Annotated in this window: 15 protein-coding genes and 1 pseudogene; 15 read left to right on the top strand and 1 reads right to left on the bottom strand. The window is 39.5% G+C overall.

Annotated elements, in window-relative coordinates:
* Positions 1-11: 11 nt before the first annotated feature.
* From C4S54_RS07060 to C4S54_RS07045, 4 genes are all read left to right on the top strand, one after another.
* Entirely contained in the window at positions 12-1,643 is a 1,632-nt protein-coding gene (locus tag C4S54_RS07060) for a DUF3298 and DUF4163 domain-containing protein (protein ID WP_103868895.1), read from the top strand.
* Between the two features lie 55 nt (positions 1,644-1,698).
* Entirely contained in the window at positions 1,699-2,481 is a 783-nt protein-coding gene (locus tag C4S54_RS07055) for a biotin--[acetyl-CoA-carboxylase] ligase (protein ID WP_103868894.1), read from the top strand.
* Positions 2,482-2,581: 100 nt separating this feature from the next.
* Positions 2,582-3,145, top strand: coding sequence for a biotin transporter BioY (locus tag C4S54_RS07050; RefSeq protein WP_103868893.1), 564 nt, complete (start codon positions 2,582-2,584; stop codon positions 3,143-3,145).
* Between the two features lie 171 nt (positions 3,146-3,316).
* A complete protein-coding gene (locus C4S54_RS07045; protein ID WP_160110719.1) occupies positions 3,317-4,417 on the top strand; it encodes an HAD family hydrolase in 1,101 nt (366 codons plus the stop codon).
* Between the two features lie 33 nt (positions 4,418-4,450).
* On the opposite strand, the gene C4S54_RS07040 is transcribed toward C4S54_RS07045, so the two are convergent.
* Positions 4,451-5,476 (bottom strand): DUF2804 domain-containing protein, encoded by a 1,026-nt coding sequence (locus C4S54_RS07040; RefSeq protein WP_103868891.1) that lies wholly within the window; start codon positions 5,474-5,476, stop codon positions 4,451-4,453.
* A gap of 121 nt (positions 5,477-5,597) precedes the next feature.
* Here C4S54_RS07040 and C4S54_RS07035 point away from each other — a divergent pair, with 121 nt between their 5' ends.
* From C4S54_RS07035 to C4S54_RS06985, 11 genes and pseudogenes are all read left to right on the top strand, one after another.
* Positions 5,598-7,004 carry an aldehyde dehydrogenase family protein gene (locus C4S54_RS07035; RefSeq protein WP_103868890.1) on the top strand — a complete coding sequence of 469 codons (1,407 nt, stop codon included), beginning with the start codon at positions 5,598-5,600 and terminating at the stop codon, positions 7,002-7,004.
* A 20-nt stretch (positions 7,005-7,024) separates the two neighbouring features.
* Entirely contained in the window at positions 7,025-7,561 is a 537-nt protein-coding gene (locus C4S54_RS07030) for a histidine phosphatase family protein (protein WP_103868889.1), read from the top strand.
* Positions 7,562-8,049: 488 nt separating this feature from the next.
* Positions 8,050-8,979, top strand: a complete 930-nt coding sequence (locus C4S54_RS07025) for an ArsR/SmtB family transcription factor (protein ID WP_103868888.1) — start codon at positions 8,050-8,052, stop codon at positions 8,977-8,979.
* 319 nt (positions 8,980-9,298) lie between these two features.
* Positions 9,299-11,071: a glycoside hydrolase family 2 protein gene (locus tag C4S54_RS07020; protein ID WP_103868887.1), complete on the top strand. Its 1,773-nt coding sequence runs from the start codon at positions 9,299-9,301 to the stop codon at positions 11,069-11,071.
* Between the two features lie 9 nt (positions 11,072-11,080).
* Complete coding sequence (locus C4S54_RS07015) at positions 11,081-12,001, top strand: ABC transporter permease (protein ID WP_103868886.1); 921 nt, start codon at positions 11,081-11,083, stop codon at positions 11,999-12,001.
* A gap of 16 nt (positions 12,002-12,017) precedes the next feature.
* A complete protein-coding gene (locus C4S54_RS07010; protein WP_242973757.1) occupies positions 12,018-12,893 on the top strand; it encodes a carbohydrate ABC transporter permease in 876 nt (291 codons plus the stop codon).
* A gap of 55 nt (positions 12,894-12,948) precedes the next feature.
* Entirely contained in the window at positions 12,949-14,616 is a 1,668-nt protein-coding gene (locus C4S54_RS07005) for an extracellular solute-binding protein (RefSeq protein WP_103868885.1), read from the top strand.
* Between the two features lie 151 nt (positions 14,617-14,767).
* On the top strand, positions 14,768-15,304 hold the full coding sequence (locus C4S54_RS07000; RefSeq protein ID WP_103868884.1) for an SGNH/GDSL hydrolase family protein: 537 nt from the start codon (positions 14,768-14,770) through the stop codon (positions 15,302-15,304).
* Between the two features lie 216 nt (positions 15,305-15,520).
* Positions 15,521-17,077: an ABC transporter substrate-binding protein/permease gene (locus tag C4S54_RS06995; protein ID WP_103868883.1), complete on the top strand. Its 1,557-nt coding sequence runs from the start codon at positions 15,521-15,523 to the stop codon at positions 17,075-17,077.
* Positions 17,077-17,793 (top strand): annotated as a pseudogene (locus C4S54_RS06990) (amino acid ABC transporter ATP-binding protein); the annotation flags it as partial. The gene C4S54_RS06995 and the pseudogene C4S54_RS06990, both read left to right, overlap by 1 nt.
* 494 nt (positions 17,794-18,287) lie before the next feature.
* Complete coding sequence (locus tag C4S54_RS06985; RefSeq protein ID WP_103868881.1) at positions 18,288-19,145, top strand: aminoglycoside 6-adenylyltransferase; 858 nt, start codon at positions 18,288-18,290, stop codon at positions 19,143-19,145.
* The last annotated feature ends 44 nt before the right edge of the window (positions 19,146-19,189 follow it).

Genomic DNA, 19,189 nt, shown 5'->3' with positions numbered 1-19,189 from the left:
GGAGATATGTTATGAAAAATAAAAAAGCAGTTGCTATTTTTATGCTGGCATCTGTATGCCTTAGCGCATGTACAAGTGTAGGAAATAGTTCGAATGAGGATGGAGGTGCTGTCACTTCCGAGCCTATCGCCAGTAGCGAAAAATCAGACAATTCATCTGAGATTAGTGTTGATACCGGCTATCCAATCACGCTCGTTAATCATGCTGTTACATCAAGTAATGAAGAAAGAGAATTATGTACCGGAAGCTATACAGAGATTGTTTTATCTGACGAGTATAAAGAAAAGTATCCCAAGCTTGCTGAATATGTTGCAAGCTACAATGACAATATCAGCTATGAAATACCTGAGAGGATTGCTGAATATGCTTCCTTGGTTCTGGAAGATACTTTTTATGAAGATGCTGTTTACTATGATGAGAATAAAGTGAATATAGCAAGGATTGATGATCGTCTTTTTTCAATGGAAGAGCAATATGAAAGCTTTTCAGGCGGAGCGCATCCTAATCATGCAACCGGCTCTATCAATATAGATCCGGTAACAGGCCAGATGCTAAGGCTCGATCAGGTGCTTAATGATAGTTCTGTACTTTCAGAAGCTATCAGAACAGAACTTGAAAAGGCTTATCCGGGAATCATGGAAGAAGTGGATAGTTTTTATTATCAGGGCGAGGACGAAGACCCTGATCAGTTTGTACAGAAACTAAAAGATGATACCTATACCTGGAGCATAAATGCGGAGGGGCTTAGGATTCACTTTTCACCATATGAGATAGCTTCTTACGCTACCGGCGATCTTGATATTGTTTTACCTGTAAAAGATTATCCGAACCTCATACAGCCTGCTTTTCAGATGAGTGAAGCGCAGGATATGACAAAGATTGTGACAAGGACTGAGGCAGAACCTATAAAGGTTGCCCCAAAAGAGAGTGATCCAATCCCTGAAAGTGTTAAAATAGCAAACCCTACATGGAAGAGCTACAAGGCTGAAGGCGTGGTTGCGGGCACTGACCATATTACTCTTACTAAGACAAAAGAGGAAAAAACAGATTTCCTTGATACAGAAGTGTGGGCAGAAAAGCACGGATTTATGCAGGAAGGACTTACTCATGAGGATGAGAATTATTTTTACTCAGGGGTAAATGAAGTATCTTATGGTAATACATTCCAGGGACTTCAGATCTACGATACCAACATGGAAAAGATGTATTACAATTTTGATCTTTCAGAGCTTTGTGATGGTCCGGATTATGAGGAAGAGAGGGTATCAGCCCAGAATCAGTTCATCAGATATGCTACAGTAGTTGATAATATACTATATGCTGAGCTTGGGCATTGGGGATACGCCTCTGAAGAGCCTTGGTCCAGTTATATCGTAGCTATCGATGTTAACACAAACGAGCTTTTATTCAGAAGTGAGCCGCTTGTTGCCAATGCAGGGAACTTCAAAATAGTTGGGGATACAATCATCTGCGGCTACGGTTTTACAGCTGAGCCTGACTATATTTATCTTTTAGACAGATTTACGGGAGAAAAATATGATTCGATACCTGTCAATTCTGCAGCTGATCAGTTCCAGGTTGTTGATGATACGCTCTATGTTGCTACATACAACACTGCATATGAATTTAGCATTACACGATAATTTGGCCACTGTAGTGTTTTGACTTCTATAAGAGCGATTAAGATTGAGATCAAATATGAGTACATCTGAGCGAGTTTTATTTATACTTGAATCTAATAAAGATAACTATACATCCGGAGAAGAGATGGCAAAGCAGTGCAGCGTTTCCAGAAATGCAGTGTGGAAAGCCATAAAGGATCTTCGAGAGAAGGGATACAATATTGAAGCGGTCAGCAACAAGGGTTACAAACTGACGGATAATAATGACATTATATCGGCTGAAGGAATAAAGGCTGAATTATCTGAAGGCTTTGACAAGGCTGAAATATTTGTGTATGACAGCTTGAAATCTACCAGTGATAAGGCAAAAGAGCTTGCTATGGCAGGAGCACCACATGGAACAGTCATAGTAGCTGCGACACAGACCGGCGGAAGGGGCAGAAAGGACCATTCATTCTTTTCTCCAGAGGGCGGACTGTACATGAGTATTGTTTTAAGACCTGAGTTTTTGTTTAGTACAGATAGTAAAGAAGTTACTTCTTTTACCGGTAGGGCTGTAATAGACGCCATTAGGGAGCTTTCAGGCATAGAGGCTTATATCGAAGGAATCAATGACCTTTATGTCGATGGTAAAAAAATATGCGGCATTTTGCTGGAGTCTGGCAGTGAATTTGACAGTAATACTCTTCAGTGGATTGTTGCCGGAATAGGAATCAATTTTGATTCTGATATAAGCGGATTCCCAGAGGATGTAAAAGAGCGGGCCTCTAGCCTGTTTGAGGCCGGGAAGGCAACGATTACAAAAAACGCGCTCATAGCAAAAGTAATTGAGAAAATATTAGATTGTCAACCTGAATGATATAATTGGTTGACAATCTATTTTTGATGTGGTACCTTCATATAAGCGTTTTGAATCGTGTATTCGCGAATTTTTATTATAGTTGGAGGACTAAGACATCATGAGTAATGCAGAAGTAGTTAAAACACGAGAAAATTCAAAAGTATTGGATATGGTATACATAGCAATCAGCGCAGCACTGATAGCTATATGCTCCTGGATAAGCATCCCTACAGCAGTTCCATTTACACTTCAGACATTTGCTGTATTTTTTGTGCTTCTTTTACTTGGAGGCGAAAGGGGAACAATAGCAACTTTAGTATATGTGCTTCTTGGAGCTGTTGGCGTACCTGTTTTTGCTGGCTTTAGCGGAGGAATCGGAATCCTTCTTGGGAGCACAGGCGGATACATCATTGGATTTTTATTTGTAGGTCTTATTTACATATTATTTGAGAAATTCTTTAAGAAAACTATTGTTATGAAGATTGTAGCACTTGTTCTTGGACTTGCAGTATGCTACGCATTTGGAACAGCATGGTTCATGCATGTTTATATCAAGAACAGTGGAGAGGTAGGACTTCTTACAGTACTTGGCTGGTGTGTATTCCCATTTATCATTCCTGATCTTATCAAGATGGCACTTGCTGTAGTTGTAGCAAAGAGAATCGAGCCTGTGATCAAGTAATAAAATAATAATTTATGATTACTTAAGAAAGTGTTGAGGCAAAATATGCTGCAACACTTTCTTTTTTTCTTTTTCATTCGTATAAAATAGCATAGCATGTAATTATCATATCCACGTTATTAAATGATTGATATAATGTTATTATCACCTCGTGGAAAAAGGAGAAATATTATGAAAAAGAGAAGTAAACTAAAGGTATTATCCATGCTGTTGGTAATGGTAATGATATTTGTTTGTGCAGGAATAACCGGATGTGGCAGCCAGAAAGGCAAGGCGCTTAACCAGTATTGGTCTGAGAATTCGGAAGCAGCAGAGAGCCTTAGAAGTTATGTAGCGATGGTTACCAATGAAAAAGATAAAGAGCATTTCATCCCTGTAGAGGATAGAATTGCTGTTTTTGACATGGATGGAACACTGACTTGTGAGACATTCTATACATATTATGACACCATGATGTTTATCAATTACTGTCTGACAGATCATCCTGAAAAAGTATCAGATGAGCTGAAAGCAGCCGCAGCAGAAATCAGACCCGGATACACAGCAGGTGAAGAGCTTGCGAGAAACTTCGCTAAAGCGTATGCAGGTATGACTATTCAGGAATTATACGATTATGCTGTTGAGTTCGGGCAGAAGAATACGGATAGCTTCCAAAATATGAGATACATCGATGGCTTCTATCTTCCGATGGTGGAAGTAGTAAAATATCTATACGACAACGACTTTACTATTTATGTTGTAAGCGGAACAGAGCGAACAACTTCACGTGCCATTATAGCTAATTCACCAATTAGTGAGTATGTTTCACCGGCGCATGTTATAGGTACTGAATTTGAGGTCAAGCAAAGAGGAAATGAGGACGTTCCGTCAAATATGGATTACAAGTACGCTGATGGCGATGACCTGGTATATACAGGAGAATTCATCCAGAAAAATCTTAATTCCAACAAAGTAATCTACATAGAAAGAGAGATTGGAGTTCGTCCGGTTCTTGCCTTTGGAAACAGTGGCAGTGATACAAGTATGATGAATTATGTTCTTGATAAGAGAAACCCGTATCCATCTCAGGCGTACATGGTTGTAGCTGATGACGATGTACGTGAGTGGGGCAAGCAGGACTGGAATGAGAAATCTGCTGAATACAGAGAACAGGGCTATGTACCTGTTTCAATGAAAAATGACTTTTTGAAAATCTATCCTGATACAATTAAGAGGTCTGAAGTACAGTTCGTAGAGCCAGATGAGCAGGAAGAAGGAGAGGGAGCTGCATAAAATGGCCCGGAGGGACGGGGTTAGTGGTTCATTTTAGTACTTGTTATGCACTTTTTCAGCAAAACACATGATATTTTTAACATTGATTTCCGTGCTATCATCAAGAATGGCAGTGCCACTCATTCTACCAAAAACCTGGTGCTGGTCTGAAACGATGATTTTGTAATCAAGACATGCTGCTCGGTCCAGAACAGGGACAAAATCCATTTCAAAACGGCCATCTGATGACGTGAATTTCCAAGGCTCCATATAGCTGTTTTCTGGGATATGGAATGTAATATCATCGAGTTTGTGGGCTTTTCCATTGTAAAAAATGATATTTTCAGTTGCGGCTTTGGTATTTCCAAAGCCGTAACCTATATTGAAACCAAAGGAGTTACCATCTATATCAGCATTGCCTGATCCCCAGTGCCATGTATTGTCATAGGTCCAAACGCCTCGTCCCCAATCAAGAGTGCCAAAGTCTGTGGAGGGGTTGAATTCATATTTTTTTCCATTAAACTCCATAAAGCCTGACGCACGCATGCAGTTTATCTTTTGATTATAGTAAAATGCGTGCTTTTTATCCCAAGGAGTGGCAATTACCATGGAATCCATTGGTGGCTGTGCAAGGGTAATGTCACAGGCAAAAGTTTTTCCTTCAAAAAAGTTCTCAAAATGGCATGTGATATGTCTTTTGCCATCATTGGCTTCAAATTTCATCTGAAGCCTTTCATCTTCATAAAGGGTTACACCGGATTCGGAAGATGAAGGGAGAGCGAGCTTTCCCATAGGAAATGCGTTAAGTACGGTTTCTGTGTGTTCCCATGGATTGTCTCCAAATTCAAGGAGCGAAACGGATTGCAGACCAATGTAGCCATCATCAGAAATTGTGAAGGCACCGGCAAAAGAATCTGATAAAACGAGATAATAATCCCACTCTTTAATTCGCCACTTGGGAGCATGTATCATTGCTCTGTCATATTTTTGCAAAAGAGATCTTGACCAGCCAGGTTCTATCAGCTCACCGTCAGGCCCCAGAAGTGGATGAACAGTTGTAACCTCATGATTTCTCCCCATAATCCCCTCCGTTTTCACGATTATTATTGATTGATATAATAATATTATCACTCGCTGAGTTTTTTTAATATACTGCGTGATACAATTTTGTTAATGGGCTAGCTCATAAGGAGGGCAGGTTATGTATACAGAATCTGATGTTAAGAAAATAGTAGAAAAACAGCGAGATTTCTTTAAATCAGGAAAGACCTTGGACATAGATTTTCGTATAAGGCAGCTTCAAAGGTTGAAAAAATTGATACTGGAACATAGAACTGATATAGAAGATGCTCTTTATAATGACCTTGGGCGAACTCCACTTGAGGCCTATTTTTGCGATATTGGAAGCCTTGTGCTTGAAATTAATGAGACAATACGAGGCATTAGACACTGGGCAAAGCCGGAGACACATTTTAGTGGAATTCACTGTTTTCCAAGCGTTATTACTAAGGTTTATAAGATGCCCTATGGAGTATCGCTTATCATCAGTCCGTTCAATTTTCCGTTCATGCTGTCAATTGGCGTTTTGATCGCAAGTATAGCAGGTGGAAATACTGCAGTTATAAAGGCAAGCTCCAAGTCAACTTCCAGCACAGCTCTTTTGAAAAAGATGATAGCTGAAATCTTTCCGGAAAAATATGTGACAGTACTGGATGGCGGCCATGATTTTGCGGATATGTGCCTGACACAGCGGTTTGACAAGATATTTTACACAGGATCTCCGAAAGTTGGAGTTCATGTACTCTCAGAGGCTGCAAAAAATCTGACGTCAACTGCTCTTGAACTCGGAGGAGAAACAGGAAACTGGTGCATTATCAGGAAAGATGCAGACTTAAAGGATGCTGCAAGAAAAATCGCATTTTTTAAACTCTTAAATTCCGGCCAGATATGCACGAATATAAACCAGATTGCCGTTGCGGAGGAAGTCAGTGACGAATTTGTCCGTGAACTGAAAAAGGCTTTTTCTAAGCAAATAGGTGACGATCCGCTCAATAATCCTGAATATCCGCACCTTATAGGCAGAGCTGCCTATGACAAGTGCGCAGGCATAGTAGATGACTATAGTGAAAGAGTTGTATATGGCGGAAAAGGTGATGAGAGCTCTTTTAAATACGAACCCACTATAATATATCCTGTAGAAATTGATGAAGAATTAGTTCAAAAAGAGCTTTTCTGTCCGATTCTTCCTGTAGTAAAATACAAAGACAGTGCGATCAGGGATGTTTTAAATACAATTTCCGAAAGAGAGCATGGACTTACACTTTATATCTTTACGCGCAATGTGGACTGGGCAAAAAAAGTTATGCAGAGGATGCAGTTTGGCGGTGGATGTATTAACGAAGTATGTCTTCACATGATGGTCAAGGGCGTTCCGTTTAATGGTGTAGGTCACTCCGGCATGGGAGCATATCATGGCAAATGGGGATTTGACGAATTTACGCATCCAACGACAGTTCTTATAGGTGCCACAAAAGGGAATCTGTCGATGCGAGAGCATCCTTACGGAAAAAGTTGGAAAAGAGCACTGATAGAGCTCTTCGAGAGATAAGAACATAAAAGGGAAAAAGAATGGATCATTTTTACTTTGTAAGACACGGTGAGACTGTGTGGAATGTAGAAAACAAAATTTGCGGAGCAACTGACATAGAACTCACTGAAAGAGGTCATCAGCAGGCAATAGAGACAGGGAAAAAAATACTGGAAATGGGAATTAAGGCGGATATTATACTTACATCGCCTCTTATCAGGGCAAAAGAAACTGCAAGGCACATCTCAGAAATAACGGGAATTCCTATGGAGGTTGAGCAGCGCCTCATAGAGCAAAACTATGGAATCTGGGAATCCACTCCCCGCGATGGCAAAGAATTCCATGAAGCCAAAAAAGACATGGCAAGCCGTTTTGGAACAGGGGAATCCATGCTACAGATGGCACAGAGAATCTATAACCTTATCGATGATGTAAAAAAGAGCGACAAAGAGTGCATTCTTGTGGCGCATAATGGAATAGTCAGGATTGTTGAGTCGTATTTTAGAGACATGAATAATGAGGAGTTTTCATGCTTCGGTATTAAAAACTGCGAAGTTAAGAGGTATGATTTTACTTGATTTCTTTTAAGTTGTAGGCAGACTGATTGGATATGCTGTCCACCCTACTGCATATTACAAGAAATTTTGAAATGTGCAGTAGGGTTTTTATTTGAATACTGTATAATGTAAAGAAACTATATTTTTGCAGTAATGTGATTACTGCAAAAATATAGTTTTCAAGATCCTGCGGTAAATTAAATTATTATTTACTGTAGTATTTTAGAAATCTTTTTCTTACAGTAATAAATTTGACAAGGCAAATCAATAAAAGAAAATTAATACTGTGCCAATAGTGGTATTTGTACCTGTGCAGTAAATGACAATAATACTTACTGCACAAGGCAAATTGTGGGATGTTTCGCAGTAAATTAGAAGGAAGATTCAACGGAATTACAGCTGCATCTTCTTTTTGTTCGGGTTCTTTTTACAAACGCCGGTTTATGATAAACTCAATAAGGAAAAGAGTTTGTTTTTACTAAAAATTTTCAACAGGGGAAGCCAGAATAATGAAGCAGGAAGTAGTCTTAAATTTAAATGATGTAGATGAAGTTACAAGTATATCCAAGGCTCTTTCGTCCAAAATACGTGTTGAAATACTTCAGCTTTTAGATAATCATGCGCTGAATATCAGTAATATAGCTGAAAAGCTTGATATACCAGTATCTACTGCAGCATTGCAGATAAAAGTTCTTGAGGAAGCAGGCCTTGTTGTTTCTGAACCGCTTCCGGGCATAAGGGGATCGCAAAAGGTGAGTGGAATCAAGGTAAAATCGGTTCACATAGATATAAAGGCTGGCCAAGATGATGCTCCATCAAACAGAATGGTTAGAATCTCCATGCCAATCGGCAATTATTCAGACTGCAGTATAGCCGCACCTTGTGGGATTTCATCTGACAAGAATGCTATTTCTCATGATGATGATATTGAGGCATTCTACCTCCCTGAGAGAACAACAGCACAAATCATATGGTTTTATAAGGGCTACCTGGAATATAGATTTCCGAAAAGACATGTAAATGAACATGGAGAAATCAGAAGTATTGAGTTTTCTTTTGAGGCCTGTTCAGAAGCTCCTGGCTACGACAACAATTGGCCTTCAGATATTACAATTTGGATAAACGGTATTGAAATCGGGGGATTTAGGAGTGAAGGAGATTATGGCGGAAGGAGAGGAAAGCTTAATCCTGACTGGTGGCCAGATATTCTTACTCAGTACGGTAAACTATATAAAGTTTATGTAGATGATGAAGGGTGCTACATTTCAGGAGAGCGTATTTCTTCAGAAACAGTAAAGACCCTTGGGATTGAGAAGGGAAGCTTTGTTAGTTTCAAGATTGGAGTAAAAGATTCTTCCAGATATGTAGGAGGCATAAATTTATTTGGAGACCGGTTCGGTGATTATGGCCAGAACATAGAGATGAGGCTTAATTACTGAGAATAACTACAAGTTCATATTTGATATCAAAAGAGAATGTCGCTTGCGACGTTCTTTTTTTGTTCATTTGTTACATAAAATATGTAATTGTTAATAACATAGAAATTGTAATAAATAACTTGTGCATATTGTCAAAATATACAAAAGTATATTGACATAGGCTTATACAGTAGGTAAAATCGACATCAACAAACATATTTAATTACATAAAAGCTGTAACAAATACCAAAACAACTCTTGCGAACGGAATATAAATTACAGATATTATGTAATTAAGAACACAGCAGTGAATAATAACTATATAAAGAGGACGTGTGACATGAAAAAAAGTATTCCAAGAAGCGAATATCCGAGACCGGATTTTGTCCGGGATTCGTTTCAAAGTCTTAATGGTGAGTGGGAGTTCGTCTTTGATGACGATGATCGGGGATTATCAGAGAAATGGTACAACAGCTCTTTCGATGGATATGATAAAAAAATCATTGTTCCATACACTTACCTTTGTGAATTGTCAGGTATAAATGATCAGGACTTTCACGATATTGTTTGGTACAGAAAGAGAGCCGTGTTCGAAAGAAAATTAAAGGATGGAAGGCTGATGCTTCATTTTGGGGCAATTGATCATGAAGCTGATATATGGATTGATTCATATCATGTTTGCCATCATGAAGGAGGAAACACTCCTATAGAAATCGATATTACAGATGTGATATCTGGATCTGAAGAGCATGAGATAACGGTAAGGGCGTTTGATGATTCTTTTGACTTTGAGATGACCAGGGGAAAACAGTTCTGGGAGAGAAAATCTAGTGGAATCTTCTACACAAGGACAGTTGGCATATGGCAAAGTGTATGGATTGAAGAGGTACCGCCGGTCTATATAAGAGAAACAAAAATAACACCTGATCTTGATGAAAGAATGATAGAGATAGAACTAAACATTGCCAGAGGGAAAAAAGCAAAGGTAGCTGTAAACATTAGTTTAAAGGGTGAGCTGCTTTTGGCAGATGAAATCGAGATCATAAATGGAAAAGCAAAAGTAAAGTATTGGTTGGACTCAGCTATAACGCTGGATTGGCATCATCAGGAGAGTTGGATATGGTGCCCCGAGAATCCGGTACTATTTGATATCGAATATACTCTGATAAATCAGGATGATGAAAGCTTAACAGACAAAGTAAATTCATACTTTGCCTTTAGAAAAATAAGTATCCATAAAGGAAAAATCCTTTTGAATAACAGACCGTATACCATGAAAATGTTGTTGGACCAGGGATATTTCAGAAAGGGACTTTTAACAGCACCTACTGATGATGATATCAGGAATGATATTGAGTCTGCTAAAAGGATGGGATTTAACGGAGTACGTAAGCATCAGAAAGTCGAAGATCCCCGATTTCTTTATTGGGCAGATAGGCTTGGACTATTAGTTTGGGGTGAAGGTCCAAGCTCTTATGAATACTCAAGGCTTGCAGTTGAGAGGCATACGAAAGAGTGGCTTGAGATATTGAAACGTGATTACAATCATCCGTGCATAGTTGCCTGGGTTCCGCTTAATGAATCCTGGGGCGTACATGAAATTTTGGATAGAGAGGATGAGCAGGCTCATTCTTTAGGCCTTTATTATCTGATCAAGTCCATTGACAGAACAAGACCGGTAATATCCAACGATGGATGGACACACACCAAGTCGGATATCATAACTATCCATGATTACAGCGGAAACAGACAGGAATTGGAAAACAGATATTCTGAAATCGGCAAAATAATAAAAGAGTTTCCGGGTGGACATGCCCTTTTTGCCAAAGGATATGAGTATCATGGGGAACCTATCATGGTAACTGAATTTGGAGGCATATCATTCTGCAAGGATGGAACTGAAGGATGGGGTTATACTTCAGCAGAAAATGAGGATGATTTTCTGAATAGATTCAGGGATGTGGTGGAGCCTCTTCTTGATTCAGAAAATGTTCAGGGATATGTCTATACTCAGCTGACGGACGTTGAACAGGAGATAAACGGCCTTATGACTTACGACAGGGATTTTAAGGTGAATCCGGACAAGATAAAAGAGATTAATAGAACTTTCTAGGAGGTAGCAATGGGGGATGAGAATATAAAGAAAACCCTAAGAAGGGCATGGAACTATAAGTGGATTTATATCATGCTTTTACCTGTAATGGTTTATTTTATAGTGTTTCGATATGTTCCTATGTATGGAATCACGATAGCTTTCAAGGATTACAACATTTTTAAAGGTATCTTCGGAAGCCCGTGGGTAGGAGTAAAAGTTTTTAACAAAATTTTTTCCAACAAGAATTTCTGGTCATCAATCCGAAATACGTTTCTTCTTAATCTGTCAGCGCTTGCTGTCAGCTTCCCACTTACGATAGTAGTTGCACTGATGCTTAACGAAGTGGCAGGTGCAAGGTTTAAGAAGATAACACAATCTATACTTTATCTGCCCCACTTTATTTCATGGGTGGTAGTAGCCGGAATAGCTACAAATTTGTTTGCATTACAGGAAGGTACTATAAATGCGGTCCTTCAGAAAATGGGGATTGGCCCCATTCCCTTTTTGAGTAGTGAGGGATGGTGGATTTTTACATATGTAATATGCAATGTGTGGAAAGAAATTGGTTGGGGAACCATTATCTATCTGGCTGCACTTACAGGTGTGGACGAAACGCTGTATGAAGCATCTTACCTTGATGGTGCAACCAAATTTCAGCGTCTGATCTATATAACTCTTCCCAGTATCAAATCAATCATTGTAACAATGCTGATTCTGAACATTTCCAAAATGATGTCGATTGGACTTGATGCACCGCTTCTTTTGGGAAATGCAAAAGTTATGGGAGTATCAGAGGTAATCAGCACATATACGTACAGAATTGGTATTGAGAAAGCGCAGTACAGCCAGTCAACTGCAATTGGTCTGTTCCAGTCTGTAGTTAACATAATCATTCTGGTGGCGGCGGATAAGTTTGCTAAAGCCATCGGCGAAGAAGGAATCATTTAGGAAGGGGGAAAAGAGCTTGAAAGAGAATACTGTAATAAAAAAGATGTCTGCGGGGATGCTCTTAAACTATGTACTTATAACAATACTTGCATTTGCATGTCTTTATCCCTTTCTTAATGTGCTTGCGACATCGCTTAGTGGTTACAATCCGGTCCTGTCCGGAAAAGTAACATTTTATCCAATAGATTTTACTATAGAAGCTTATAAGCAGATTTTGGGAAGAACAACAATCTGGACAGCAATGAGGACTACTGTTGCCATTACACTTATGGGAACCATGTTAAGCCTTATTCTGACGATTCTTGCAGCGTATTCGCTCTCTATCGAGGATTTGCCTGGAAGAAAATTTATGACTGGGATGATTCTTTTTACCATGTATTTTGGTGGAGGCATGATACCTACATTTTTGGTAGTTAAGGGTGTTGGGCTCTATAACACGCTGGGAGCTCTTTTTATCCCACAATCAATAAGTGTTTTCAATTTCATAGTGATGAGAACCTTTTTTAAAGGCTTGCCAGAGAGCTTGAAAGATGCGGCTCGAATAGATGGAGCGTCGTATCTGATGATTCTTTTGAAGATCGTGCTTCCATTATCACTTGCCGTAATTGCAACAATTGGACTTTTTTATGCTGTAGGTTACTGGAATTCTTATTTTGATGCCCTGATATATATACAGGACGGAGATAAATACACATTACAGCTAAGATTGAGATCTCTTTTGTTCGGTAATGAACTGGGGAATGCAGCAGATGACGTTGGAGGCACAGTAGTAATGCCTCAGTCACTTAAGATGGCTACTGTTGTGGTGTCAACATTACCTATTCTTGTAGTTTATCCATGGATGCAGAAATATTTTGTAAAAGGAGTCATGCTTGGCTCAGTGAAGGGATGATGAAAACCGCAAGGTGATCATAAACAATTTAGTTTCAGAGAGGAAGGAAAAAGGTATGAGAAAAAAGTTTATTTCTACAGTTCTTGCTTTATCTACGGTTGTAACGCTGCTCTCAGGATGCGGAAGCAGTAATAGTGCAGAGAATAAACCTGCTGACTCAAAAGAGTCATCTGTGGCTGCAACTACAGCTTCACAGAGCGAAGATAATTCAGCATCCGGTGAAACACAAAGTAAGTATCAGACAACATTTGGCTCTAAACAGTTTGACGATGTAACTATAAAAGTTGAACTTTGGGATAGAGAAAATTCACCAGCAGGGGCGACCATAACTGATAATAAGTGGACTAAATATATTCAGGAAAAAATGGGAGAGGTTGGAATCAATGTTGAGTTTGTTCCTGTTCCAAGAGGAGATGAGGTGACATGGCTTAGAAGTGCTATGGCAGGCGGAACTGCTCCTGATATTGTACTTACTTATACTTATTCGATTGCGCAGGAATACTATGAGCAGGGTGGAGTGTGGGATTTATCCGAGTTCATTGATGGAGATGATCAGGCCCTTAATATGAAGAAGTATCTTGGCCAGGAGGTAATAGATTATGGCCGATTGACAGGTGGCGATGAGCTCTGCGGCATCATTGCAAGGAGAGCTACAACAGCAAGAAGTAATTTCTATGTAAGAAAAGACTGGATGGATGAGCTTGGACTTAAGGAGCCTACAACTCCTGATGAGCTTTATGATTTTGTAGATAAGATGGTAAAAGAAAATCCTGACGGCCGTACGGATGTATTTGGAATCAGCACATGGGATGATGGATATTTCCTTGGAGCATTCTCAAAACTTGCTACAGATCCTACAGAGTCTCTTATTGCATGTAAACTTACAAGAGATTACTACGATGAAGGAATGAGAGAACTGTACAGATTCAAGAATAAGTGCTACAACAACGGACTTATGGACCTTGAAAGTTATGCTCGTTCAAATGATGATTTCACAAGCTTTATTGTAAATGGTAAATATGCAACATTTGAGGATCATGTTATTGCATCTGTTGATCTTTCAAGAGGAAGCAGACTCCAGACACTTAGAGAAAATGATCCTGATGCAGATATCGTTTCTATTGCACCTCTAAAAAATATATGGGATGGAAAGCAGTATAGCACTATCTATTCTCCTGGTGGACTGATTGCTTTTTGCCCAAAGAGCGCTGATGAGACCACAGTCGAAGCATGTATGACATATCTTGACTGGCTCTGCACTAAAGAAGGTGGATTTACAATCTATCACGGTTTTGAAGGAGAGCACTATACACTTGAAGATGGGGTTCCGATCATTAAAGATGCTTCCTATAATACAGCTGATAAGGACTGGATTGCAGGAGATCTGTTCTTGACAGGAAATGCTGGATATTTCGAGAATGATGAGGCATTCAGTAAGAGCACTTCACTTAAATATCCTGGATATGAGGATCATGTTCTGCGTGATTATAAAAATGCTCTGACCGGTGATTACATCAACGATATTGATGATTCGCTTTATACATCACCTTCTCAGGCAGAACTTTCAGCAGATATCAATCTTGTCAAAGAGGAGTGGGCAGTTAAACTTCTTACATGCTCTGAAGCTGATTTTGATGCTACTTTTGAGGAATATAAAGAAGCATTAAAGGAGGCCGGAGTAGAGACAATTGATGCAGAAAGAAGAGAACATTTTACAAAATAACTTGTTTGGAGGGGCAAAATGGCTAAGATGTTACCGGAGCTTAAGTATTGGGGAGGATTGTGCCTGGATGGGGACGGGATTAGTGGTCCATTTTTAGAAAAAATACTATAATTGTCTGTATTAAAGATATTTGGGAGGAGTACAACAGGCAATGAGACTTGAAGGATTAAAGATCAACTTTCTTGGGGACAGCATTACAGAAGGACATGGAGCTTCTTCTCCGGAGTTCTTTTTCTGGAAAAGATTTGAGAAGGATGGATGCATTTGCAGGGGATATGGCATTGGAGGAACAAGAATAGCCAATCAGCAGGTTCCTTATGATGAGAGAATGGATCAGTATTTCGCATCAAGAGTTGATGCTATGGACAACGATGCTGATGTTATCGTGATATTTGGCGGGACTAACGACTATGGTCATGGAGACGCAGCAAAGGGATGCATGACCGATCGCACACCGGACACTTTCTATGGGGCACTGCATGACCTGTATCAGAAAATACTGAAAAAATACCCCAAGGCAATGGTTATTGTAATGACACCTCTTCATAGAACAGATGAGAACAGAGTTTATAACGAAAGAGGAATCCGCAATTGGGGGACACTTTCTGACTATGTTGAGATAATACGCGAGGTTGCGCAGTATTACTCGCTTCCTGTAGTAGACCTGTATAAAGAAAGCGGGATTTAGCCCCAGGAGGATTTTTTAAGAGAAAGATATTGCCCTGACGGTCTTCATCCAAATGATGCCGGAAATGAAATAATATACAGATGCCTAAAATCAAGGCTTATGCAGCTTGGCAATTAAAACACTGTTTCCTTGAATCTTTAGCCATGGGATGTATAATTAATAGCATATAGAAACACGATATAACGATGATTGCGAGTGCCAGGGAAGTTAATTTATATGAAGAAAAAAACTATTGGAAAGTCAACGATTCTCTTTTTATTGGCAGCTGTTCTTGTCGGTATCCTGATAGTATTAAAGGAATCGGTTATATGTACGGCGTCGGAGCAGAATGACCATGTGATTGATTCTTTATCAGATCTGAACGGAAAGCGGATAGGTGTTCAGACCGGCACCAGTTTCGATGCATCTGTACGTGAAAAAATGCCGGAAGCTCATTTGGAATACTACAATGGTAAAGCTGATCTATTGGCGGCTCTCATAGGTAAAAAGATTGATGCTTTTATTGTTGATGAGGCTGTGGCTCAAATATTGATGCGTGAGAGCAAGTATGTTGTATATTTGCCAGAGTATCTTGATAGTTATGATTTTGCACCAATATTTCCTAAGACTCGGGATGGAGAACAGCTAAGGGATCAATTTAATGCATTTTTGGAGCACCTTCCCGAAGAAACCCTTGAAGAGCTTTCAGTCAAGTGGTTCAGTGAAAATGAGGCAGATAAGACGATGCCGGATATTAGCAGGCTGGAAGCAAAAAAAGGTGTTCTTAAACTGGCGACAGAATCGGGATATGCACCATTTGAGTATATGAGAGATGGTAAGGTGGTAGGATATGATATTGAGCTTGCCGCTATGTTCTGTGAATACAGCGGGTACGGTCTTGACATCATAGACATGAATTTTGACGGGATACTGCCAGCAATTCAGACAAGTAAATGTGATTTTGCATTAGCCGGCATCAGTATTACACCTGAACGTGCCGAAAGCGTTCTTTTCTCAAAGCCTAACTTTTCCGGGGGCACTGTTGCTATGATTCTCAAAGAAAACGCCGAGTATAACGATTCTTTTTGGGATAGTATCAGTGAAAGCTTTAATAAGACCTTTATACGAGAAAATCGCTGGCAATTATTTCAAAAAGGAATTCTGACGACTCTGCTTATTACGATATTTGCAGTACTGTTTGGAACAGCGCTAGGATTTGTGGTATTTATGTCATGCCGAAACGGTAATCCCGTGGCCAACATTGTTACACAATTTTTTATGTGGTTGATACAGGGCATGCCAATGGTAGTGCTGCTTATGATTCTTTTTTACGTAATATTTGGTTCAATAGCCATTAATGGTGTATTAGTGGCTATAATTGGCTTTACTCTAACATTTGGAGCTTCTGTGTTCGGTTTATTAAAGACAGGTGTAGGTGCAGTTGGAATCGGACAGTATGAAGGAGCATATGCGCTTGGGTATTCAGAACGTCAAACCTTCTACAAGATTATCCTGCCACAGGCAATGCCTTTTGTGCTACCTGCATATAAAGGGGAAATCGTTAGTTTGATTAAGTCGACATCAATAGTTGGTTACATTGCAGTGCAGGATCTTACAAAAATAGGAGATATTGTACGAGGACGTACATATGAAGCATTTTTTCCACTAATTGCCATTACGGTTATATATTTCGCGTTGGAAACGCTGGTTGGCTTTGGGGTTGGGAGAATTAGTGTGAATATCAATCCTAAACGTCGTAAAGAGTCAGAGATTTTGAAGGGAATCAAGCATTGATGATCAGAATAGAGCACTTGAAAAAGTCATATCAAGATGTCACTCCACTTAAGGATGTTAGCGTTGAAATACATGACGGGGATGTTATATCTGTAATTGGGCCATCGGGAACTGGAAAAAGTACGCTGCTGCGTTGTATCAACCAATTAGAGAAACCGACCGAGGGAAGAATCTGGTTGGATGATATGGAAATCACTGATCCCAAGACTGATATTAACAAGGTTCGACAGAAGATGGGGATGGTGTTTCAGAGCTTTAACTTGTTTGATCATAAAACGGTAATAGAAAACGTGATGCTGGCACCTGTGGATTTTTTGGGCAAATCAAGGCAGCAAGCATATGATAGAGGCATGGAACTGCTCAAAAAAGTTGGTCTTAGCGAAAAGGCATTAAACTATCCTGATCAGCTTTCTGGTGGCCAGAAACAGCGCGTGGCCATCGCTAGAGCTTTAGCGATGGATCCTGATGTGATCTTGCTTGATGAACCTACTAGTGCTCTTGATCCCACAATGGTTGGAGAGGTGCAATCTGCTATCAGGGACCTGGCTCAAACTGGCAAAACTATGCTGATTGTTACTCATGAGATGCATTTTGCCAAAAGCATCTGTAACCGTGTATTTTTCATGGATGAAGGAAAAATATATGAAGATGGAAGTCCTGAGCAGATATTTGATAATCCAAAAGGGGAGAATACTCGACGATTTATACATAGACTAAAGGTGTTGGAACTTGATATTAATAGTCGTGATTATAATTTTCTCAGCGTAGTAGGCGAAATTTCAGCTTATTGCAGTAGAAATCAGATTGCTCCAAAGATGGCCAAACATATTACGCTCATGTTTGAGGAAGTTATGCGTATTCTTGTATCAGGAATGAATGATTTGAGCATCAATACGGTATGTGAATATTCAGAACAGAGTGAGGTTGCTGAACTGGCATTCAGTTATAATGGACCTCGTTTTGATATAACTTCAACAGAAGATGATCTCGGACTTTCTATTTTGAAAGGATTAACGGAAAAAATCAGTTATGAATGGCTGGAAAGCAGCGAATATCCAAACCTGATAAAGCTGACTATCGGAAGATGAGATTCAGGATTTTGTCAGTCATATAAAGGAGAGGGATATGAGTGATCTTTTTTAGGGATGGAAGGGCTTTTGTCCGACTATGATGAAGAACAAATATATGAAGAGTGGAAGCAGAATTGTGTATGAAATCTTATGACGAAATGTATGATTTGATCTTGAAAACTGCAATGGAAGATAAGCGGATTCGTGCAGTGACCATGGAAGGCTCAAATGTTACAAAGGGAGCGGTTCACGATGAATTTTCAGATTTTGACATCACTTTTTTTGTATCTGACATCCGCGAGTTTACCAGGGACCACGATTACATGAAACGATTCGGAGATATCCTTATAATGCAAATGCCTGATGATTACTATGCCGAGCCCTATGATTACAATGGCAGATCGCGCTTTGCTTACCTCACACAGTATAAGGATGGCAACAGGATCGATCTGACATTTATAGATGTGAGTGAGATAGGAAAACAGGTAGAGTTTACAGAGCCTCGGACTGTTTTGGTAAATAAGGATGATTATAAGGAGCTTGTGGATATAACTTCCAAGGAATGTTTTTATATTAAGAAGCCAACCGAATTTGAATTTTTCGGAACAGTTAATGAGTTTCGTTGGATAAGCAACTATGTGACAAAAGGGCTATGTAGGCATGAATTCTACTATGCGCGCCGTATGATGGAAGAGTACATGATGAACATGTTTCTCAAGATGATCAATTGGAAAATCGGCATAGACAATGGTTTCCAAGTTACAACAGGTGCGTGCTGCAAGTATTTAAAAAATTATCTGGCAGAAGAAGAGATGACCCGATTCGAGGGGATGTTCCCAAAAGGAGATTACGAGGATATGTGGGAAAAACTCTTTTTGATGTACGATTTCTTTGAAGAGCTTTCAGTGTATGTGGCAGAGAAATTAGGATTCTCTCTGGATTTTGAGGAATCTAAAAATGTTCGTGAGTTTATGGTTCAGAGAAGAGCTAGTAAATAACGCATATGACACTGAAATGGCTGCAGTAGTTTCTATCAATCAAG

This window comes from Butyrivibrio sp. Su6 (assembly GCF_900108105.1).
Lineage (GTDB): Bacteria > Bacillota > Clostridia > Lachnospirales > Lachnospiraceae > Butyrivibrio.
Note: the sequence above shows the minus strand (reverse complement) of the source record. Positions and strands in the feature narration are given on the sequence as shown.